This is a genomic window from Bacillus sp. URHA0034 (assembly GCF_056280405.1).
The window spans coordinates 3,459,935-3,481,196 of record NZ_JBWCDK010000002.1 but is presented as its reverse complement, the minus strand read 5'-3'; the positions used below and the strand labels follow the sequence as shown (position 1 = coordinate 3,481,196).

The window sequence follows — 21,262 nt, the reverse complement described above, 5'->3', positions numbered from 1 at the left end:
ACCTCTATTTTTTATTAATTGGGTGCGGGGGGACGGTTCTCATGCTTCGGAAGCACGAGAACCGTCCCTGTGCTTCCTTAAGCCCACCACATTTCCGTTACTTGCTCTTTAAACAATGTTCCTTTTAACAGTGTGATTGCTTTCATTAAACCTTCATCGATGGATGCAAGCATATCTTCATGTTCAATGGAAACAACATAGTCATATCCCACTGCACGAAGTGTACTGATGATGTCTTTCCACATCTTCTCGTTATGGCCATAGCCAACAGAGCGGAAGGTCCAAGAGCGGTCCAACACTTTACTGTAATGCTTCGTATCGAGAACACCATTCACCTTGATATTGGCTTGGTCTAAATAGGTATCTTTTGCATGGAAATGGAAGATCGCATTTTCACGACCTAATTTTTTAATCGCCTCAACTGGATCAATTCCTTGCCACACCAAATGACTTGGGTCAAAGTTAGCTCCGATATTTTGTCCTGCATGTTCTCTTAATTTTAATAATGTTTCCGGATTATAGACAACAAAGCCCGGATGCATTTCGAAAGCAATTTGGTGAATCCCATGCTGTTCAGCGAATTTCGCCTCTTCTTTCCAGTACGGAATAACCACATCGTTCCATTGCCACTCTAAAACTTCTGTATATTCAGGAGGCCAAGAACATGTCACCCAGTTTGGAAACTTGGCACCCGGATGATCTCCTGGACATCCGGCAAATCCATTGATAACCGGCACCTCTAACTGCTCAGCCAGCAAGACCGTTTTTCTCCAAACATCATGGGCGTCTTTGGCAGCCTTTACATTTGGATGAAGCGGGTTCCCATGACAGCTTAGTCCGCTGATGGTTAATCCCCTGCTTTCAATCGCCCGTTTGAATGATTTGATTTTATCCGGATTCCCTAACAATTCTTCCGGATTACAATGATTGTTTCCGGGATAGTTACCGGTCCCTATCTCCACCGCCTCTACTCCCATTTCGGCTAATTTATCGAGCATGGCTTCGAAAGGAAGATTTTGATATAGAACTGTAAACACACCTAGTTTCATACTAAAACCTCCTTTTTCTCCTGAACTTTGACCCATTTTTGTTGTTCATGGCTTTCTAAAATGGCATCAGTAATGGCCATTGAAATGTGACCATCTTCAAATGTGGCAAAATTAGCCTTATCCTCTCAGCGGGTCTTTGCCATCACGTATGAAGGCATAATAATTTAACATCATATTTTTAAGTGCGTCTGGCCAGCCTTCGTTATGTCCTCCTGGATGATGGATGGCTGCTCTTGCTTCAGGTGCGAACAGTGCCGCATCGGCTAGAAGGATTTCATTCGGCTTATCCCTGTGCCCCATCCATAGTTTTTCAGGCTCTTCTTGGTTCCAATATACAGAGCTCTTGCTGCCATTAATCTCAAAGCTTAGTCGATTTTTTCGGCCTGCACTTACTTGTGAAACCGTAAATACTCCTCTTGATCCATCTTCAAAACGGACTAGTACGGAAGCATAGTCTTCTGTATTGATTGAAACATCTTCATATTCTACATCTTCATTACTTTGTGTGCTGAACGTGGCCACACTTCCAATTGCTTTCTTTCTAACTGGAATGACCGTTGCTAAATCAGCAAATACTTCTACAATCTTTTTACCGGTAACAAATTGAACGGTGTCACACCAATGAGACCCGATATCTGCTACTGCGCGAGATTTTCCGCCGACTTCCGGTGCTAAACGCCAGTTAAAATCCGTTTCATATAGTAACCAATCCTGCAAATAGCTTCCATGAACCAAATTGACTTTCCCAAGGTCACCGTTAGCAATTTTAGCTCGCAGGTTTTGCACACTCGCATGCTGTCTGTAATTAAAGTTCACACCATGTACAACACCCTGTTTTTGAGCCAATGTCAACAATTCCGCTGATTCTTCACTATTCATCGCAAGCGGTTTCTCTGAGATGACATGTTTACCTGCTAAAATAATTTCTTTATTGATCGCAAAATGCACATGGTTTGGGGTACAATTATGAACTACCTGAATTTCGCTGTCACGCAGCATTTCACGGTAATCTCCGTATGCTTTCGGAATTCCAAGTTCAGCTGCCTTTCTCTCTGCTTGTTCTTGACTCGTCTCGGCTAATGATACGACTTCCACGAATCCAAGTCTTCTGATTGCTTCAATATGTGTCGGGCCAATGAAACCTGTCCCGATGATTCCTACTTTTATTTTTTCCATTTGTTTTCCGTCCTCCAATCGAACTTTTCGATTCACCCAAGAATAAGTAGAATATTAGTGTAATCGATTACACTAATTTGCAAAAAAATATGTGTCTAGTCCTAGTAAATAAATAAGTTACCTATCCTTCAAACTCGCATAAATGTAATGGATTACATTTATGTCGAAAAAAATTTGAATTTATTATACTTTTAAATTAAGAAATAACCTTTCAGAATAAACTATCTTTTCACTTATCACTAAAATACTTTACTCTTTTTTTCGACACCCTTATTGTAATCGATTACAGTATAGAATTCAATATTTTTTTTTAAACTTCCTCGATTCTTTTTTAATCAGAATGATAAAAACTGTTCTGGAACCAATAGAATCGCTGGTCCCCTAATAATGATAAAAAGGGAGTGAACCATTATTAAGTTCACTCCCCTTTTGTATTTCATTATTTTAATTCTAACAGGAATAGGCTAGACTACTCTTCTATGGTAAGTTCTTTGCATGATTCACGGACAATGAGTTTATCAGGAAGAATAAATTGATCTTTCTCTAATTCTTCATCTTTAATTAATTTTAACAGTAAACGCATCGCTTTTTGACCCATATCAAACGTTGGTTGTGCCACGGTTGTTAGAGCAGGTTCAAAAATCGATGCAAATTGAATATCATCAAAGCCAACAACAGATAAATCTTCTGGAACTCTTAAACCTTTAGATTTAGCGGCTTTAATGGCACCCATAGCCATTTCATCATTACCGGCAAAAAGGGCTGTAGGAGGATTCTCTAGTGACAAAAATTTCATCATTAAATTAAATCCACTTTCAAAAGAGAATTCGCCTTCCTGTACCAAACTTGGATCCACAGGCAGGCCGTGTTGCGCCATTGCTTGATGAAACCCCCTGCATCGATCTCGTCCAACGACAATATCCAAAGGTCCGCAGATATGTCCTATTCTCTTGTGGTTTAAGCTAATTAAATATTCAGTTGCCTTTCTTGCACTGCTAACATTATCAATGGAGACCGTAGGCAGCTTGGAACCCTCATAGTATTCACACGCCAATACTACAGGGTAATCCTGGGATAAATCTTCTAATACTTTTTGATCGGTCCTTGCTGTTAATAATATCAGCCCATCGGCTTTTTTCTGACCTAATATCGTTAAAAAACTAGTTTCGCTCTCGACATCGTTTCGCGCATCTCCTAGAAGTACTTGATATCCGTTTTCGATGGCCACGGATTCAATTCCGCGCAGTACTGCAGAAAAGAAAGTATTGGTTATATCAGGAACCACCACAAGAATTGTTTTGGTTTCAGATCTTCTCAATTGTCTTGCCAGCATATTAGGGTGGTAATTTAATTTTTTTATGGCTTCTAAAACTTTTTCAGCTGTTTCTTTTTTTACAGTCCCTGTATTACTTATGACTCGGGATACTGTGGCCGTTGAAACATTTGCCATTTTTGCAACATCCGCAATTCTGACCATGTATTGCTTTCCCCTTCAGTGTTCGTTTACATTTATTGTAATCGATTACATGAATAAATACAATAACTTTACATAAATGAAAAAATGGACATTGTACACAAACTGTCTCATTCTTAGAAAATTTAATAGCAAAAATGCCCTTTAAAATAGGTTTGGGTAACATCAACATCTATGTTGTATAAAAAAATATGGATTAGAAAAGTTTACTAGAGGTGAGGCGTTTTATATACAGGAATTCAAAAAAACACGATTATATCCAATTTATCGTTACAAAAGACAACTTTTAAGGGCGGGAATACCATGAAAATTTTCGTACTCTTTTTCATCATTATTTTACTAGATATGGATTTTTCTTTCGTAATTTAAAAAACCCGTTTCTTGTGATGACATCCCCCGAATATCTTATCTCCCATCAGCGGTCAGGATTTTGGGTCCGGTAATCGTTGCGAAATCCAATATTCGCCAATAGCAATTCGCCATTTTTTACTGCTACTCTTTATAACCGAATAGAGTAGCGTTTCACAAGATGGCCAAAAACCTGCATCGTCATAATAATGTTCGGTGATTGCACCTGCTAAAATTACTGCTCTTTGCCCTTAGCTGTACCCAAAAGAGTCCCACAGCCGTACGGCTTTTCAGCATTTTCAATTCCTCCAGCTTTGATTTCCAGTAGAAGGTCTTTAATATATGGACTAAAAACTCCGCAAAGTGTGGTTTTTTCATTTTTTTTGATGGGGATACCTGTTCAAAAATTAAATTTTGGTAGGAAGTCTTTGTTTAATCGAGATAGTCTTCTGTGCCAAACATTTGGAATTACCCCTCTAATTAAATGATTTTAAAACAAACAAAAGACCGTCATTCAGTACGGTCTTTAAATTATGAAACTAAAAAATTTATTTTTTATAAAGACTTTATAAGGTATTTTGTTTATTTTAATCATATTATGACTTATTCGTTTAATTCAATCCGCTTTGCTTGCATTATAGTGCTTAATATTAAAATTATTTTTTTAATGCCCTCAGTATTTCAGCATTCGCATCTTTATGGTAGATCTCCTGATATGATTTTTCCAGATTGGATCTGTTCACCGCCAATGATGGTACCGCCACATATGGATGCGTTTCAGCGCCGATTATTGCCAAAGCAGCTTGTCTAGCTTCTGCGACACCTTGATCAAAAGGCCGTTGGGAGCCAATTCCAGCTATAAAGTCATTATTAGCCATGGCAAGTGCAACTTCATTACCTAAGTTTTCGTTGACAACCTTAAATTCATCAGGCGATTTTCCAGCTACCCTTGCTGCCGCTAAAGCACCCATTGCAGGAACATCCCAGCTAGCATACATTCCTTTCAATTTAGGATATCTGGTTAATAAAGCACCTGCTACTTCTTGAGATTTATTCGGATCCTGGAATCCTTGAACAGCTATAAGATTAATTTCGGGATATTTTGCTTTTAATCGCGCGGCAAATCCTTCATATCGCTGATTTGTTACATAAAAGTCAGGAGCATAGTAAAGTGCTGCCACGTCTCCTTTACCGCCAATAGCCCTTGCTAATTCATCAGCAATATTCATACCAAGGCCGAAACTGTCTGCAGAAACAACCGATACATAATCTTTCCCTGCTTTCATACCTTCCGCGGGTTGGTCCATAAAAACAATTTTTGTTCCAGAGTCAGCAATGGCTTTATAGGTTCTCGCTGTCGTTTGTGCATTTAGGGGAATGCTGATAAGAATATTAGGTTTCTTTGCCTTTATTGTTTCAAGATCAGAGATTTGAGTTGTGTCCTTGAAGCTTGCATTTGTTTCAGCAATAACTTTTATACCTAGTTTTTTAAATTCTGATTTAAGCCCTGCGAGTTGTTGGGCCGACCAATCATCACCTAAGAATCCCATTGCTATTGCAGCTGTAAAATTGCCAGCTTTAATCTTCGCCATTTGTTCTTCGGGAATTTGGATTTCATTTGCCCCAATGGCTTTCTCTCCATATGGGCCGCTACTTACAATAGTATCAGAAGCATTGTCCATCTGAACTGCTTTTAGCTGTTCCTCAGACGGTCCCTTATACCAAGGAGGTTGTTTTGCATTTGTTTCTTTCTTGGTACCTGAGTGTTTGTTTTGCAACTGACTGTTGGCCTGTTCTGTATTATTATTACTGCATGCAATCATTCCCCAAGATAGTATCAAAACATTTATGGTAACCGCAAATTTTTTTACCAAATTATTATTACTTTTCATGATACCCCCCCTAGATAAATCTCCTTTTACTTAATTTCGCGTCACCTCGTTATTCGTAGAAGAGAATGACAAAGTGACGCGATGAGAAATGCTTTTCCAATTTATAAGATGCTAAAACTCCATATCAAGCTTTAGCGATTACTATATTTGATTCTTTCTTGATAAATTCTAGTAATACTTGGCTCAATTCTTCTGGGCACTCTTCAGCTAATTGGTGTCCCCAAGGCAGAATAACTTCCTGGACGTTCTCTGCTACCAGTTTCATTTCACGTGTGTTCTCGTCGTTGATAAAATACTTACTTCCCAACGCTAACACAGGCATTTTCAATTTCGTCTTTGCAGCTTCTCGGAAAAACTCGGCATCTTTAAAGGTTGCACGATAGACTTCGAACATTGAACGGAGCCCGCCTGGTGCAGAATAGCATCGAACATACTCGTCAATTGCCTCATCACTAATAGCAGTGGGGTCATAGCATTCATGCTTGATGAAATGGGAGAAGTATGTCTTTTCCCGACCAGATATGAGAAGCTCTGGGAAATCACGTACGTTGTAAAAGTTGATATGCCAAATCCAATGGTTTGTTTTTACGTTCTCAGTAGTAAGGTGTGACCATTCTTCTAGTCCAAAACCTGGAAGAAGCATTTCCTGGTAAACAAGCTTTTTCACTCGTTCCGGATATTGTGCAGTCAGTGCATAGGCAACTGCAGCACCCCAATCTTCCCCAACAAGGTAGAATGTTTCATGGCCTAAAACCGCCATGAGCTGTGCGATATCCTCAGCCATATTCGGCATGTCGTAACCATCCAGAGTGCGGCCTGAATCTCCAAAACCACGAAGGTCAGGTACAACAACAGTATATTCTGAAGAGAGTTTTGGCAAAACATTACGCCAATAGTAAGAAGTCTTCGGCACACCATGCAATAGAACAATTGCCTCTCCTTTTCCAGCTGTATAATAATGAAGACGAACTCCATTAACCGTTTCTCTACCGTGTGTTACATTTTTTCCGTTGTGATCTTTAATTTGTTGCGCCATTTTACTCTTCCTCCTATTAGAAATAATAGTTCTTACAGTTATTATGTTACATTAGATGATAGTGTTTAAAAATTAACAAAATTGCGATTATGACTACACGATGTTGTTAACGCTTACAAGATTATAAATGGCGGTAATGCTTAAGGCCAAAATCAAAAGATAAGGTGATTTTTTTCCTCATATTATAAAAGAATGACTGCTACAACATTTTTTTGAGAAAGGCTTTTTTGCATTTGCATTCCTACATTGACTAGTGAACGTGCCTTTGCCATTTTTGAAATAAATCACAAAAATTGTTAAATAAGACAAAAAAACGCACTAATCTTTTCGTTAAGTTTAAAAAGATTAGTGCATTAGGTTTTAATTTTTCTAAATTTCCCAGGTGGGTTGCCTGTCATTTTTTTAAACAGTAAATTAAAATAGTTTGGATTTTCATATCCAATAATAGCTGCAATTTCTTTTACAGAAAGATTGGAATGCATAAGCAACCGTTTTGCTTCTTCTATACGACAAAGAATTAAATATTGTATTGGAGGCATCCCTACTTCTTCTTTGAAAACATGAGCTAAATGGTAGGGGCTTACATAAACTAGATTAGCTAAATCGTTTAATGACAGCTCTTGTCTAAAATTTTCTTCTATATATTTCTTTACTTCAAGGCAGACAGGAGAAAAGGATTGATGATCGGAATCTTTCAAGTGACGAGTAATTTTAATAATAACCGCTTGTAATATTGAAGAGATTACGTCTTGATATCCAGCATGTTTCGTCCGATATTCCCTTAAAATATCTCTTAAGTAGTTATCAATCTCCTTTTTTTCATCTTGCAAATGAATAATAGGAAGATCATTAGAATGGGTTAAACAACCTTTATCATTACCATTAATATGCAGATTCGAAACACAGATATAAATCCCTTTGAGAGGATCGTCTGTACAAGATTTACCTTCAATATGACTAAAAGGGGGAATAAATATAAGGTCTCCTTCTTGTCCGATAAAAGGTTTTTCTTCAAAGATAAACTCTCCACACCCCTGTTGAATATACACAATCTCTGTATAATTAGGATCGGAATGTTTTTTAATCCAATCTGGACTGATTTCATTTATTTCTTTAATATTAATAAACTGGGGAGTATTTAATAAAACAGAAGACTTGCCCACGCTGGTATGTCCCCTTTCAATATAAATAGCATTCTAAGTAATCCATTTTGACCAAAGGTACACTCCGATTGCTTTATTTGATAAAAAAGGAGCTTTTACAGTAAAAGAGGCTCTAGAAATCGAGCCTCTTTATTTTTACAGCTGGTTGTTTATTTTACGGCACCTTGAATAGATTTTTGGTGATTTTTATTACCATGGTATCAATACATTTTCTTTCGTTACTAATAACGCAAGGACAGCTTCTAAGAGTTAGGCACCTTTTATTTCGCTTGCATCGAAAAGTTGTACTTGGATTGGTTCACTTAAGAGTCCAGGGACAATATTAACGAAGTTTTGAAAATGAGCGGTCGCTTCATGAACACCAATCGCCGCTTGATCCTTCCACTTTTCCATAAATACAAAGGTATTAGGCTGTTTTGGATTTTCAAAGTATTCATAGCTGATATTGCCTTCTTCGGCTTGAGATGGTTCCGCTACTAGGTTTGCCTGATCCAGGAATACTTGACGTTGTTGAGGTTCCACTTTAAAGTACGCATGAATAATAATCATCTATAAATCCACCTTTTATACTTAATATCTTTTATGATAGTGCTTCAACAATTTCCTTCATATGTTTAATAGATTGCTTTGTGAAGTCATCAAAAACATTAGCTTCCCCTTGAAGGCCTGAAGCCACATAAGGATTTGACACGGCAGGTAGGAACTCCATCGTAATATAACCCTTATAACCAAGTTCTTTAAGCAGGGAAATGACTGGTGCAAAATTCGTTTGTCCTAGTCCAGCAGCTTCCCTTGTATTATCAGCGATGTGGACATGGGCAAGATAACGTGAAATCTTCATTATCGAACCCCTCATATCTCGTTCCTCTATGCTCATGTGGAACAGATCCGCCATAATCCCTACACCTTCTACATTCACTTCCTCCACAAAACGTAAGGCTAAGGTGAGGTTATTAACTAAGTAGGTTTCATAACGATTTAATGCTTCAATGGCTATGGTGATTCCTTGTTCCTTTGCATACAGCCCCGCCTCTTTGACACTTTGAATGGCATTATTCCATTCTTCCTCAAGCGTGGTGTCTGGGCTAAGTTTACCAACACAAGTAGGAACGACAATTAGGGTTGATGCATGTAAAGTCTTCGCTAAATCAACCGATCTTTTCACATATTCGACTGCCTTTTTTCTAATTTCGTCGTTTGATGAGGAAAGATCCCTTTCAGGGGTAAAAATTCCACAAATAGAACTGCATTCAAGTTCATACTTTTTTAAGAGTTCTTTCGTTTCCTCAATATCAATGGTATACGGCTCTCCAGCGAGTTCGACTCCTTGATAACCATATTTCTTCAACCTTTTTAAGCTATCTTCTAAACTTTCATTTCCGAATATCCATTGTGTGGCACTATATTTGAACATTGAATTCACCTCTTAGATAATGAAAAAATCAGAGTTCCCATACAAACCGTCGAGAACTCTGTCTACCTATATATTAATCTGAGATTTTAACTACAGTTTTAAGGATATCCTTATTATGCTCTGCCGTTTCAATTCCGTGTTTCACATCTGCAAATTCAAAATGATTTGTGAAGATTGGAGTTGGATCAAAACGCTTGCTTGCGATTAAATCAATCGCTTTAGAGAAGGTATCATATGTTCCTGCATAGGAGGAAACAATGGTTAATTCACGGCTGTAAATTTCAAATGGGCTTACAGGAATTGTTACATCTGCAGGGGCTGCTCCAAAAACCAGTATTTTTCCGCCTTTTCTCACTAATTTAAACGTTTGCGTGTAAGTATAGGCAGAACCTACCGCTTCAATAACAACGTCAGCACCGCGTCCGTCTGTTAATCTTTTAACAGCTTCTACCGGGTCCTCTTCACCTGCATTGATGACATAATCAACACCAATATTTTTAGCTGATTCAATTCTCGCAGGATTTAGTTCGGAAAGGATTACTTTACCAGCACCTTTCAATTTTGCAAGTAAGGCATGAGCGATACCCATTGGACCTCCGCCAATAATTGCGACTGTTTCACCGTATTGGACATTAACTTTATCCTGACCACTGATTGCACATGCTAATGGCTCAATATAGGCTCCATGGATCCAAGACATAGAATCCGGCAACTTATGAATATTATTCTCTGGAACTCTTACAAATTCAGCAAATGCTCCGTTAATGTGTACCCCTAATTGAGTAATTTTTTCACAATGTAATTTTTGACCATGGCGGCAGTAATAGCATGTACCACAAGCAATATTGATATCTGCTGTCACGCGGTCTCCTGGCTGTACAAAGCTCACTTTAGAACCAACCTTTGCCACTTCACCGGAAAATTCATGACCTAAGATGAGTGGAAGTTTTGCAGGAAAACGCCCTTCATAAATGTGCGGGTCAGTACCACATACTGCTGTATACTTTACTTTTATCAATACATCTTCATCCCCAAGTTCAGGAATCGGTACTTCTTCTAATCTTAAATCCTCTTTACCATATAACACAGCAGCTTTCATTACTTTTTGATCAAACCCTGCTTCTGAATTTTCATTGTTTACTACTGTATCTTGTGCCATTTTATTTTTCCTCCTTAAAAAGGTTTTTTAGGAAAGTAATTGACTCTTTAGTGTATTGATCATAAAACTCTTCGCATCTAGTGCCATTAAAAGGATCGGCAAACGGAGGCAATAGCTCCATCGTTAAATAACCGCTATAGTTAATATCACGTAAAGCTTGAGCGATTGGCTCAAAATCGATATGACCGCGACCAGGTGCCGCTCGATTACTATCGGCGATGTGAAGGTGATATAATTTGTCCCCAACCATTCTGATTGTGTCGGCAATATCGACTTCTTCAATATTCATATGATAGGTATCACCCATCACACCTACGCTTGGCAGATTCACACGATTGACCAGCTCAAGTGATTGCTCTAATCGATTGATTAAGTAGTTTTCATAGCGGTTCCATGCTTCTACTGTCAACCTGACACCATGTTCTCCTGCATAAATACCAGCTTCGCGTATTCCTTCCTCAGCCCATTTCAATTCTGTTTCTCGATCGGCCTCTCCATAAATTTTCATACATGCAGTTGGAGTCAACGAGATTCCTTTTGCTCCGATTTTGCTGGCAAAATCTACGCAGCTTTTTAAATACTCGACTGCATTTCTTCTAATATTTTCTTTACTAGAAACTAAATCTCTTTCAGCGTTATAAATCGCACAAATAGTGGAAGCTTCAATATTATATTTTTCCAATAATGCTTTAATGCGGTCTGCATCCATTTGCTCTGGCTCGCCTACAAATTCCACACCGTTATAACCATATTTAGCGAGTCTAGCAATACTAGTTTCAATATCTTCTCCTGCATATACTAGCGTGTTGTAAGAATACTTAATCATTTGAACATCTCCTTATCACTATTTTGTCTATGTACACTTCCTCTGGATTTTAAATAGGGGCCGCATGTAAAAGCGGCCACTATTTAACTTCCTTTCTAGGAAGTTTGTAATCTCTTTTCTGATTAGTTAAAGCGATGACTATTTTGCTGCCTTTTGAATAACTTCTGGGGCATCTTGACGATAAGCCATTTTCCAAACCTTTAAGACGTTTTCTTTTGTAACTTTCATCGATGGAACAACATAGTATGGATCTAATTGTTTGCCAAGTAATGAATATCCGGCAACAAGAGCTTGCGCAGCTCCATTTTCATATGGTAACTGTGCGCCAAGACCCTTTACATTCCCTCCAGAAGCAATTTGAAGCGCTACATTCGTTCCTAAATCAACTGTCGTAATAACTAAATTATTTTTCCCTGCGGTTCGAGCCGCAGCAAGTGTTCCTTCCGCAGGTACATCCCAAATCGCAAAAATCCCATCTAAATCCTTGTGTTTTGTTAACATACCTGAAGCTACTTTTTCAGCATCGTTAGGAGTGATAATTCCACCATGGGCAACAATTTTAATATTTGGATATTTTTCTTTAATCGTTTTCTCAAATGCTTCTTTACGCTGGTTATTTACAAAGAAATTAACATCGTGGAAAATAACACCGATTTTTCCTTTTCCTTTTAGTTCATCACCCATAATTTCACCGGCAAAGATACCGTTTCCATAGTTATCTGATGAAACAACGCTGACATAATCTTTTCCAGCCTTGAACCCTTTTGGTACGTTATCCATGAAGACTAGTTTTACACCGGCTTCCGCAGCCTTTTTAAAAGCGGGAGCAGTAGCAACAGGATCAACTGGCAGAGCTACGATAACATCTGGCTTTTTAGCCATGATGGTTTCGATATCTGAAATTTGTTTTTCAGGCTTGAATTGTGCGTCCGTAACGGCCACAACTTTGATGCCCATTTTTTCAAAAGTGTCTTTTACACCATTTATGATGGCTGTTGAGAAATCATTTCCTGCATAGTGCATGGAAATAGCCGCTTTGAATTTACCTTCTTTAATTTTCTTTACATCCTTTTCAGACAATTGCAAAGTTGCTGCAGGTGTGGCTGTTTCTCCATTTGGACCTGTACTTAAAATTTTTCTGATCGCTTGGTATTTCAGGGTTAATGGTAAGAGGATAAGTGACTTTTGCTGATGCTACTTTTCCTTCTTTTTGCTGACCTGAAGCAGTTGAACTTTGTTTTCCACACCCCATAAGAGCCAAACTGCTAATTAAGAGTATCGTAACGATTAGTGAAGTAAGTTTTTTCATAGTAACCCCCAATAATAGATTTAGATAATCATAGTGTTTTATTATTTAGCTGCCCCTTGAATGGACTTAGGTGCCTCTTGGTGGTAAACAAGTTTCCATGCACCTAATACATTTTCTTTCGTTACATTTAAAGCAGGAACGGCTACATAAGCAGGTGCTTCTTTACCAAGTAAAGAATAACCGGCTAAAATTGCTTCTGAAATTCCCTGGTCATATGGCAGCTGGGCACCTAGACCTTTAATCAAACCATTTGAGGCGATGTCTAAAGCTACGTTTGTCCCTAAATCAATGGTCGTAATGACAAAATCTTTCTTTCCTGCAGTACGGGCTGCTGCTAATGCACCTTCAGCCGGAACGTCCCAAACGACAAACATTCCATCAAGGTCACGATTTTTGGTCAGCATACCTGATGCTACTTTTTCCCCATCGTTAGGGCCAATGATACCGCCGCGTTCCACGATTTTGATATTTGGATATTTTTCCTTGATTGTTTTTTCAAAGGCTTCTGTACGCTGTTTGGTTACAAAATAATCTGCATCATGATAAATGACGCCGATCTTTCCTTTTCCGCCAAGCTGTTTTGCCATGATTTCCGCTGCTTGAACACCATTCCCATAGTTATCTGCAGATACTACGCTCACATAATCTTTACCAGCTTCTAATCCTTTTGGCTTATTATCCATGAACACAACTTTGACTCCTGCATCTGCCGCTTTCTTAAAAGCGGATGCAGTTGAAACAGGATCTACCGGAATCCCAACAATAATATCTGGCTTTTTAGCTAAAACCGTTTCAATATCGGATACTTGTTTCTCTGCCTTGAACTGTGCATCTGTTACTGCTACTACTTTAATTCCCATTTTTGCAAAGGTTGCTTTTAATCCATCGATTTGAGCGGTTGCCCAGTCATTCCCTGCATAGTGCATGACTATCGCCGCTGTGTATTTTCCTTCTTTAATCTTTTGTACTTCTTCTTCCGTAAGCTGCAATGTTTTTGCAGAAACGGCCGCTTCTCCACTTGGGCCTTTACTTAAAATCTCTTGATCAGGGATATCTTGGTTGATCGTTATTGGACCTGAAACTGCAGCTGTTTCTTCTGTTTTAGTGCTCTCTGTCTCTTTGCTTCCGCTGCTAGTTGTGCTGCTATCCTTCCCGCAGCCGACAAGTGCGATACTAGTAATAACTAGAATCATAGTGATAATAGATAGTAACTTTTTCATGATTAGCCCCCTATTGAGCATCAGATTTTTTTAACACTTTGATTAAAATATCGAATTTTAATTGTTGTTATGTATCACATCCTCTCTCGAATTGTAATCGATTACATTTTTTGTTAATTAAAAATTATTTTTACTGTTTTTCTTTAGGTGATTATGTTTTCTATTAAAAATTATTTTTACTGTTTTTCTTTAGGTGATTATGTTTTCTATTAAAAATGTTTTAAGTATTTGAATAGATTTACAGGGCGAACCAGTTGCAATTAAACGCCTGCATCCGCCCCGATTATACTTTTTCAATTAGGTTATTACTTACATCCAATTCCTTTTAACTTTTCTGTCAAGTAATCAATAGATGTTTTTGCATACCAATCAGGATCTGCTTTTCTAGTACCAAATCCAATTTCCATTGAGAGGTAACCCTTGTAATCAATTTCCTTTAATGCTTTTAATACGGAATCCCAATTTACCGTTCCTTGTCCAGGCGGTAAACGATCGTCATCCGAAATATGAACATGATGCAACTTATCTTTCATTTTATAAACATAATCACTCGGTACTTCATTCCGATATAGGGCATGGAACGTATCGAACATGACTTTCACATTGGATTCACCTGATTCTTCTGCCAACTGCAGGGCATCATCTGCCGATTCAATTAAATTACAATCAGCAGCTTGAGGTTCAACTACTAATGTGATTCCAAGGTCTTTCGCGTATTTTGCCACATCTTGCAAACCTTCGCGGCTATACTTCCATGCTTCTTGTTTGTTCATACCAAAACCGAACCAGCCGGCAAGCCACATCACAGTTGGGCATTCCCAGTCATGCGCTAAACGAATGACTTCTTTATAATGATTGATCGTAAATTCACGCTCTTCTTTCAAAGCTGAACTTGGATTCACTCCCGGTCCACCTCCAGGTGCGGGAAGCATAGCAGCTACATTAAGATTATTTCTTTTTAAATGCTGAAGAATTTCCTTACGTCTTTGTGTGGATAGATAATCAGGCCATGCATGCGGACTCGCACAACCTATTTCAATTCCATCATATCCAAATGCAGCAAGTCGACTAATCACTTCTTCTAATGGATAAAAGGGCAACATGGATGGAAAAGAATTATAAACCCAAGTATTAAATGAAAGTTTCATCTTTTGTTCCTCCTCAAAAATTAAGTCATAAAGCAAATTTTTGTTATTCAATGTGATTATTCCCAAACAAACACAGCTTTTTCCGTCTTTCTTTCGTCAAACAAACGGAAAGCTGTTTCCGCTTCTTCCAATTTAAATTGGTGAGTCACCAACTTTTCTACAGGCAGATTCTTTCTAACAATAAACTCCGCAATTTCATCAAATTCTTGAATTGGGAAGTACCAAGAACCCATTACAGAAATCTGCTTACGAATTAATTGCGCACTTGGTTTGATTGTTGTCTCTTTACTTTCCCCAATAAAAGCGACACGTCCATGTGCTCTCACGCAATCTAATGCATCATTCTCACCGTAAGGGCTTCCGGAACAATCAATCGCAGCATCTGCACCAAGACCCTTTGTAATACGAGCGATTTCTTCCTGAACATTCATGGTTTTACCATTGATGGTATAATCCGCACCCAATTCCTTCGCAAGCTCCAAGCGCTCATCAAGCATATCAACAGCGATTACTGTTGCGCCTAGGCCTTTAGCGATCATCACACCCGCACCGCCCATGGGACCCATTCCAAAAATAACCAAGTAGTCTCTTCCTGAAATTCCCAATCTCTTTTGCGCGTGGTAAAGGGTTCCAACAGCGTCAGTTGAAACAGCAGCCGTTACGAAACTCATGCTATCTGGCAGTCTCATACAGTTTTCAGCTGGAACGACCATATACTCTGCGTCACCGCCGTGAGAGTCAAAACCGATACATTTAAATTCTTTACAGAACATTTTGTAGCCGCTCTTACAATGAGCACATTCCCCGCAGCCAAGAGCTAAGTAAACAGCAACTCGGTCACCCGCTTTGTAATTGGAAACGCCAGCTCCTACTTCTGTGATAACTCCTGCAGGTTCATGCCCTGGCACCGTGCAGCCACATTTTGTTCCTTCAAAAACGGAAGTTCCATAATATAAGCTCATATCGCTTCGGCAGATCGCTGATGCTTTTAACTGAACTAATACTTCCCCTTGGCCAGGCGTTGGAATTTCAACCTGACGAATTTCTACCTTTTTATCTCCTGGAAAAAACACTGCATTCATTGTTGTCATTGTACTGCCTCCATTCATTCATCATTAATTTTGAAAAACAATTATCCTATCATAAAATGAGCTGCGGGAGGGAACAGCCCCTCCCTTTGGAAGCATGAGAACCGTCCCCATGCTTCCTTAAGCCCACCACATCTCGGTAATTTTCTCCTTGAACATGGCCCCTTTTAGGAGAGTAATAGCTTTGCTTAATCCCTCGTCGGTGGAAGCGAGCATATCTTCATGTTCAATTGAAACTACATAATCATATCCCACCGCTCTTAGGGCACTGATAATGTCTTTCCACATTTTTTCGTCCGAGCCGTATCCGACTGATCTAAATGTCCAAGAGCGGTCTAAAATTTGGCTATAATGCTTTGTATCTAAAACACCATTAATCTTGATATTTGCTTGATCTAAATAAGTGTCCTTCGCATGGAAATGGAAGATCGCATTTTCTCTGCCAAGCTTTTTGATGGCCTCGACCGGGTCAATTCCTTGCCAAACAAGATGGCTCGGATCAAAGTTTGCTCCAATGTTTTCGCCGGCATGCTCCCTTAACTTTAGTAGAGTTTCAGGATTATAAACTACAAATCCTGGGTGCATCTCAAAAGCTATTTGATTAATGCCGTGCAACTTCGCGAATTTTGCTTCCTCTTTCCAATAAGGAATAACGACTTCGTTCCATTGCCAGTTCAGCACTTCTAAATATTCCGGAGGCCATGAGCATGTAACCCAGTTTGGATTTTTTGCACTTATATGATCACCCGGACAGCCGGAGAAGCCATTGATTACAGGAACTTCCAAAAGTTCTGCAAGTAATACCGTTTTTCGCCAAACGTCATGTGACTCTTGAGCAATGTTTACATTTGGATGAAGCGGGTTACCGTGGCAGCTTAAGCCGCTGATCGTTATTCCCCTAGCTTCAAGCGCTCTCAGGAATGATTTTCTTTTTTCAGGAGATTCAAGCAACTCATCCGGATTACAGTGATGATTGCCGGGATAATTCCCTGTCCCCAATTCAACAGCCTCCACACCCATGGCTGCCAGTTTATCCAACATTTCTTCAAAAGGCAGGTTCTGATATAAGGGGGTAAATACACCTAATTTCACGCAAGTACCTCCTTGCTAGCCTGAACCTTCACCCATTTTTGCTGCTGGTTACTTTCTAAGATTGCGTCTGTGATACACATCGAAAGGTGTCCATCGGCAAATGTCGCAAAATTTGGCTTGTCTGTTTTCAGGCTTTTGCCGTCACGAACAAACGAGTAGAAATTCAACATCATATTTTTCAAAGCATCCGGCCAGCCCTCATTATGCCCTCCTGGATGATGGATAGCAGACTTTGCCTCTGGTGAAAACAACGCCGGATCCGCTAATAGAACTTCATTTGCTTTATCCCGGTGCCCAATCCATAGCTTCTCAGGCTCTTCCTGATTCCAAAATACTGAAGCTTGATTACCGTTAATCTCAAAGCTTAATCTATTTTTCCGTCCCGCACTTACTTGAGATACCGTAAAGACTCCTCGTGCTCCATCTTCAAACCGGACAAGAACGGATGCATAGTCTTCTGTATTAATTGGTACATCTTCATATTGCATATCTTCCGCCGTCTGTGCCCCAAAAGTAGCTACGTTTCCTGTCGGCTTCTTTCTTATTGGAACAACAGTTGCTAAATCGGCAAAAACTTCGACAATCCTTTTGCCTGTTACAAATTGGACAGTATCACACCAATGGGAACCAATGTCCGCTACTGCGCGTGACTTTCCGCCTACTTCCGGCGCCAAACGCCAGTTGTAGTCTGTTTCATATAATAACCAGTCCTGCAAGTAGCTTCCGTGAACCAAGTTCACTTTCCCAAGTTCACCTTCAGTGATTTTCGCTTTTAAGTTTTGTACACTCGCATGCTGTCTGTAATTAAAGTTCACCGCATGGATGACGCCTTGTTTTTCTGCTAACTCCAACAATTCTGCTGATTCATCACTGTTCATAGCCAGTGGTTTCTCTGAGACAACATGCTTTCCAGCTAAAATAATCTCTTTATTAATGGCAAAATGAAGATGATTTGGTGTGCAATTGTGCACGACCTGGATTTCGCTGTCTTTCAGCATTTCTCGGTAATCACCAAATGCCTTCGGAATTCCCAGCTCAGCTGCCTTTTTTTCAGCCATTTCTTGACTGGTTTCCGCCAAACCAGCTACTTCTACAAAACCAAGCCTTCTAATGGCTTCTATGTGAGTCGGCCCGATAAAACCAGTACCGATGATACCAACTTTAATCTTCTCCACCTTTCTTCCTCCTGTTCATAATCGTGTTGTTCAAGAATGGAAATTTAAAGACCATATAGGGTCATTCCGCTTTTTTTGAAAAGAATTCCGCTGTTTTTATCATTAATTCCGTCAATTTCCGAGGAAATTCCGCCAGTTTTCTTATTAATCCCATCAATTTCCGGGGGAATTATGCAGAATTTTGCAATTATTCCGCGGAAACCGCTATTAAAAATTACCTCTTCAACGCTTTCTTACCAAAAGCCACCGCCAAGATAATGATAACTCCTTTGATAATCATTTGCTGGCTGACATCAAGACCCATGATAATCAAACCATTGTTGATCGTACCAATCATTAAGGAACCAACAATCGTTCCGATGATTGTTCCTACACCGCCAAACAAGCTTGTTCCACCAAGAATAACCGCAGCGATAACAGAAAGCTCATCGCCTTCACCGAAGGAAAAACGTCCGGCATTCATACGGCCCGCATATAGGAGACCAGCTAACCCAGCCATTAAACCAGTTGCAAGAAAAACCATTAGCTTGATCTTCATTGTCTTTACGCCAGAGAATCTTGCCGCATTTTCGTTACCACCTGTCGCTAATACCTGACGGCCAAAAGATGTTTTACGAAGTAAGAAATGAGCAATCACTGTAAATACTAGAGTCCAAATAAGTAGAACTGGAATCGGCCCAATATCCCCTGAACCAAAGATGAAATTGAAATTTGCGTCTACAATCGGAACTGGAGCAGTATCTGTAACCCACATCGCAGCACCTTTAACGGCTCCCATTGTTCCAAGTGTTACTAAGAAAGAAGGAATTGCTACTTTTGTTACTAGCAAACCATTGATTAATCCAACCACAAGTCCAGTACCTACACCGCCGATGAGTCCACCAATAATGCCATAACCCGCTTGGATGGCTAATGCACCGACGAGAGAAGAAAGGGCAGCAATGGAACCAACAGAAAGGTCAATCTCCCCTGTACTAATAACAAATGTCATGGCCAACGCCATCAAAGAAATCGTCGCTGTTTGTCTAACAATGTTTAATAAGTTCCCTGAAGTTAAGAAACCTTCATCACTTAAGGTGATAGAAAAATAGATTAATACGCCCACGAAGGCAAAATAGACAATATAATTACGCCACTCGAATCCTTTCAATGAAGGAGTGGCTGGTTTTTGAATACTAGAAACCTTGGATTGCATATTGTAATTCCTCCTCTGATTTAATCTCCCTGCGGGTCATTTCCTTTTTAATTTCCCCATCATGCATAACGATGACACGATCACTCAAAGCAAGCAGTTCTGGAAGTTCGGAAGAAACCACAAGGATTGCCTTGCCGTTTTCGGCCATGGCTCTAATAATCTCCACAATTTCCGTTTTTGCACCAATATCTACACCAATCGTTGGTTCATCCAACATCAAGACAGTAGGGTCGTTGGCCAGCCATTTAGCTAGAACGATTTTTTGCTGATTACCGCCCGATAACAACCCGGCCTTTTTAAAAATATTATCCGTTTTAATATTTAACTTCCTTACAAATTCATTACTAATCTCATTGGATTTCTTACTATCAATAAAAGCCCCTTTTTTCACCTTCGAAAGAATTGGAAGAATCATATTATCCTTGACACTATGTTCAAGGACCAATCCTTGCATCCGGCGGTCCTCTGGAATCAGTGCAAGTCCGGCTTCTATGGCATTCTTAGGATTCTTAATGGATTGTTTTTGACCATTGATGTAGACGTCTCCACTCTTAATTGGGTCAATCCCAAAGAGATTTCGAAGTAATTCCGTCCGGCCGCTTCCCATTAACCCGGCAATTCCAACGATTTCACCCGGCTGAATTTTTAGATTAATATCCTGGACATGGTCGCCACTTAAGTTTCTAACTTCAAAAATGGGCGGCACGTCCGTTGCATAGGTACGTTCTTTCCATTCAAACGCTTGGTCAAATTGCATTCCGACAATATGTGAGATTACAGTATCAAGATCGGTTTCACTGCATTTTTCTGTTGTGATATATTGGCCATCACGCATAATCGTGATTCGGTCACATATTTGAAAGATTTCATCCATCCGGTGAGAAATATAGATGATGGAATAACCTTTTGCTTTCAATTTGTTAATAAAACTAAAGAGTACTTCCGTTTCATTTTTGGTTAAGGACGAGGTTGGCTCATCCATAATCAGAATCTTTGCTTCTTGGGAAAGCGCTTTGGCAATTTCCGTCATCTGCCAATAGCCAACCCCCAAATTTTGAACGACATCATTTGGTCTAATATCTACGCCTAATTCTTCTAGCAATTTTTCTGTTTTCTTCTCACAATCCTTATCATCGAGCAGCCCTAATGATGTTTTCTTCTCACGAGTAAGATAGATGTTTTGGGCGACGGTAAGGGTAGGAATTAAACTAAACTCTTGGAAAATCATCGATATATTATTCTTTTGAGCATCATCATAACTTTTGATGCTTACCGGTTTTCCTTCAATTAAAATCTCGCCGCTGTCTGCAGAGTATACGCCTGTGAGGATTTTCATTAACGTCGATTTCCCGGCACCATTTCCCCCCATCAAGGCGTGAACTTCACCTTTTTTGACGGAAAAATGAACATCGTTTAAAACGGTAATCCCATTAAAAGCTTTATTAATACCTCTCATTTCGAGAATCGGTTGTTCCATCCAAGTTCACCTTCTTTTTAT

At 39.4% G+C, this 21,262-nt stretch carries 18 protein-coding genes and 1 pseudogene; all 19 read right to left on the bottom strand.

Translation table 11 applies throughout. The features are described 5' to 3' along the window. Positions 1–77 precede the first annotated feature (77 nt). Complete coding sequence (locus ACZ9EE_RS18760) at positions 78–1,049, bottom strand: sugar phosphate isomerase/epimerase family protein (protein ID WP_476029413.1); 972 nt, start codon at positions 1,047–1,049, stop codon at positions 78–80. Further along, a pseudogene (locus tag ACZ9EE_RS18755) lies at positions 1,046–2,225 on the bottom strand (Gfo/Idh/MocA family protein). Before ACZ9EE_RS18755 ends, ACZ9EE_RS18760 begins: the two are co-directional and overlap by 4 nt. A 469-nt stretch (positions 2,226–2,694) precedes the next feature. Beyond that, entirely contained in the window at positions 2,695–3,702 is a 1,008-nt protein-coding gene (locus ACZ9EE_RS18750) for a LacI family DNA-binding transcriptional regulator (RefSeq protein ID WP_476029411.1), read from the bottom strand. A gap of 1,001 nt (positions 3,703–4,703) precedes the next feature. Then, a complete protein-coding gene (locus tag ACZ9EE_RS18745) occupies positions 4,704–5,939 on the bottom strand; it encodes a substrate-binding domain-containing protein (RefSeq protein ID WP_476029409.1) in 1,236 nt (411 codons plus the stop codon). A 124-nt stretch (positions 5,940–6,063) separates the two neighbouring features. Continuing rightward, positions 6,064–6,975, bottom strand: coding sequence for an alpha/beta fold hydrolase (locus ACZ9EE_RS18740; protein ID WP_476029407.1), 912 nt, complete (start codon positions 6,973–6,975; stop codon positions 6,064–6,066). A 353-nt stretch (positions 6,976–7,328) separates the two neighbouring features. Next, positions 7,329–8,138: an AraC family transcriptional regulator gene (locus tag ACZ9EE_RS18735; protein ID WP_476029405.1), complete on the bottom strand. Its 810-nt coding sequence runs from the start codon at positions 8,136–8,138 to the stop codon at positions 7,329–7,331. A gap of 249 nt (positions 8,139–8,387) precedes the next feature. Beyond that, positions 8,388–8,687, bottom strand: a complete 300-nt coding sequence (locus ACZ9EE_RS18730; RefSeq protein ID WP_476029403.1) for a putative quinol monooxygenase — start codon at positions 8,685–8,687, stop codon at positions 8,388–8,390. A 31-nt stretch (positions 8,688–8,718) separates the two neighbouring features. After that, positions 8,719–9,552 (bottom strand): sugar phosphate isomerase/epimerase family protein, encoded by an 834-nt coding sequence (locus ACZ9EE_RS18725; protein ID WP_476029401.1) that lies wholly within the window; start codon positions 9,550–9,552, stop codon positions 8,719–8,721. A 73-nt stretch (positions 9,553–9,625) separates the two neighbouring features. Beyond that, positions 9,626–10,711 (bottom strand): zinc-dependent alcohol dehydrogenase, encoded by a 1,086-nt coding sequence (locus tag ACZ9EE_RS18720; protein WP_476029399.1) that lies wholly within the window; start codon positions 10,709–10,711, stop codon positions 9,626–9,628. 1 nt (position 10,712) lies between these two features. After that, on the bottom strand, positions 10,713–11,537 hold the full coding sequence (locus tag ACZ9EE_RS18715; RefSeq protein ID WP_476029397.1) for a TIM barrel protein: 825 nt from the start codon (positions 11,535–11,537) through the stop codon (positions 10,713–10,715). A gap of 138 nt (positions 11,538–11,675) precedes the next feature. Continuing rightward, positions 11,676–12,617 (bottom strand): substrate-binding domain-containing protein, encoded by a 942-nt coding sequence (locus ACZ9EE_RS18710; RefSeq protein WP_476029395.1) that lies wholly within the window; start codon positions 12,615–12,617, stop codon positions 11,676–11,678. Further along, on the bottom strand, positions 12,610–12,846 hold the full coding sequence (locus ACZ9EE_RS18705; protein WP_476029393.1) for a hypothetical protein: 237 nt from the start codon (positions 12,844–12,846) through the stop codon (positions 12,610–12,612). Before ACZ9EE_RS18705 ends, ACZ9EE_RS18710 begins: the two co-directional genes overlap by 8 nt. Positions 12,847–12,887: 41 nt before the next feature. After that, positions 12,888–14,066, bottom strand: coding sequence for a substrate-binding domain-containing protein (locus ACZ9EE_RS18700; RefSeq protein WP_476029391.1), 1,179 nt, complete (start codon positions 14,064–14,066; stop codon positions 12,888–12,890). A 305-nt stretch (positions 14,067–14,371) separates the two neighbouring features. After that, entirely contained in the window at positions 14,372–15,214 is an 843-nt protein-coding gene (locus tag ACZ9EE_RS18695; RefSeq protein WP_342042061.1) for a sugar phosphate isomerase/epimerase family protein, read from the bottom strand. A gap of 56 nt (positions 15,215–15,270) precedes the next feature. Further along, positions 15,271–16,305, bottom strand: coding sequence for a zinc-dependent alcohol dehydrogenase family protein (locus ACZ9EE_RS18690; RefSeq protein WP_251565891.1), 1,035 nt, complete (start codon positions 16,303–16,305; stop codon positions 15,271–15,273). Between the two features lie 117 nt (positions 16,306–16,422). Then, a complete protein-coding gene (locus tag ACZ9EE_RS18685; protein WP_476029388.1) occupies positions 16,423–17,394 on the bottom strand; it encodes a sugar phosphate isomerase/epimerase family protein in 972 nt (323 codons plus the stop codon). Then, on the bottom strand, positions 17,391–18,569 hold the full coding sequence (locus ACZ9EE_RS18680) for a Gfo/Idh/MocA family protein (protein ID WP_476029386.1): 1,179 nt from the start codon (positions 18,567–18,569) through the stop codon (positions 17,391–17,393). Before ACZ9EE_RS18680 ends, ACZ9EE_RS18685 begins: the two co-directional genes overlap by 4 nt. Before the next feature lie 214 nt (positions 18,570–18,783). Then, positions 18,784–19,764, bottom strand: coding sequence for an ABC transporter permease (locus ACZ9EE_RS18675; protein WP_476029384.1), 981 nt, complete (start codon positions 19,762–19,764; stop codon positions 18,784–18,786). Further along, a complete protein-coding gene (locus ACZ9EE_RS18670; protein ID WP_476029382.1) occupies positions 19,745–21,241 on the bottom strand; it encodes a sugar ABC transporter ATP-binding protein in 1,497 nt (498 codons plus the stop codon). The genes ACZ9EE_RS18675 and ACZ9EE_RS18670 overlap by 20 nt, the downstream gene beginning before the upstream one ends. Positions 21,242–21,262 lie beyond the last annotated feature (21 nt).

What these genes read in the sequence shown, in the direction of transcription:
- ACZ9EE_RS18760 (WP_476029413.1), bottom strand. Translation starts at nt 1,049, where the DNA reads ATGAAACTAGGTGTGTTTACAGTTCTATATCAAAATCTTCCTTTCGAA.
- ACZ9EE_RS18750 (WP_476029411.1), bottom strand. Translation starts at nt 3,702, where the DNA reads ATGGTCAGAATTGCGGATGTTGCAAAAATGGCAAATGTTTCAACGGCC.
- ACZ9EE_RS18745 (WP_476029409.1), bottom strand. Translation starts at nt 5,939, where the DNA reads ATGAAAAGTAATAATAATTTGGTAAAAAAATTTGCGGTTACCATAAAT.
- ACZ9EE_RS18740 (WP_476029407.1), bottom strand. Translation starts at nt 6,975, where the DNA reads ATGGCGCAACAAATTAAAGATCACAACGGAAAAAATGTAACACACGGT.
- ACZ9EE_RS18730 (WP_476029403.1), bottom strand. Translation starts at nt 8,687, where the DNA reads ATGATTATTATTCATGCGTACTTTAAAGTGGAACCTCAACAACGTCAA.
- ACZ9EE_RS18725 (WP_476029401.1), bottom strand. Translation starts at nt 9,552, where the DNA reads ATGTTCAAATATAGTGCCACACAATGGATATTCGGAAATGAAAGTTTA.
- ACZ9EE_RS18720 (WP_476029399.1), bottom strand. Translation starts at nt 10,711, where the DNA reads ATGGCACAAGATACAGTAGTAAACAATGAAAATTCAGAAGCAGGGTTT.
- ACZ9EE_RS18715 (WP_476029397.1), bottom strand. Translation starts at nt 11,537, where the DNA reads ATGATTAAGTATTCTTACAACACGCTAGTATATGCAGGAGAAGATATT.
- ACZ9EE_RS18705 (WP_476029393.1), bottom strand. Translation starts at nt 12,846, where the DNA reads ATGAAAAAACTTACTTCACTAATCGTTACGATACTCTTAATTAGCAGT.
- ACZ9EE_RS18700 (WP_476029391.1), bottom strand. Translation starts at nt 14,066, where the DNA reads ATGAAAAAGTTACTATCTATTATCACTATGATTCTAGTTATTACTAGT.
- ACZ9EE_RS18695 (WP_342042061.1), bottom strand. Translation starts at nt 15,214, where the DNA reads ATGAAACTTTCATTTAATACTTGGGTTTATAATTCTTTTCCATCCATG.
- ACZ9EE_RS18690 (WP_251565891.1), bottom strand. Translation starts at nt 16,305, where the DNA reads ATGACAACAATGAATGCAGTGTTTTTTCCAGGAGATAAAAAGGTAGAA.
- ACZ9EE_RS18675 (WP_476029384.1), bottom strand. Translation starts at nt 19,764, where the DNA reads ATGCAATCCAAGGTTTCTAGTATTCAAAAACCAGCCACTCCTTCATTG.
- ACZ9EE_RS18670 (WP_476029382.1), bottom strand. Translation starts at nt 21,241, where the DNA reads ATGGAACAACCGATTCTCGAAATGAGAGGTATTAATAAAGCTTTTAAT.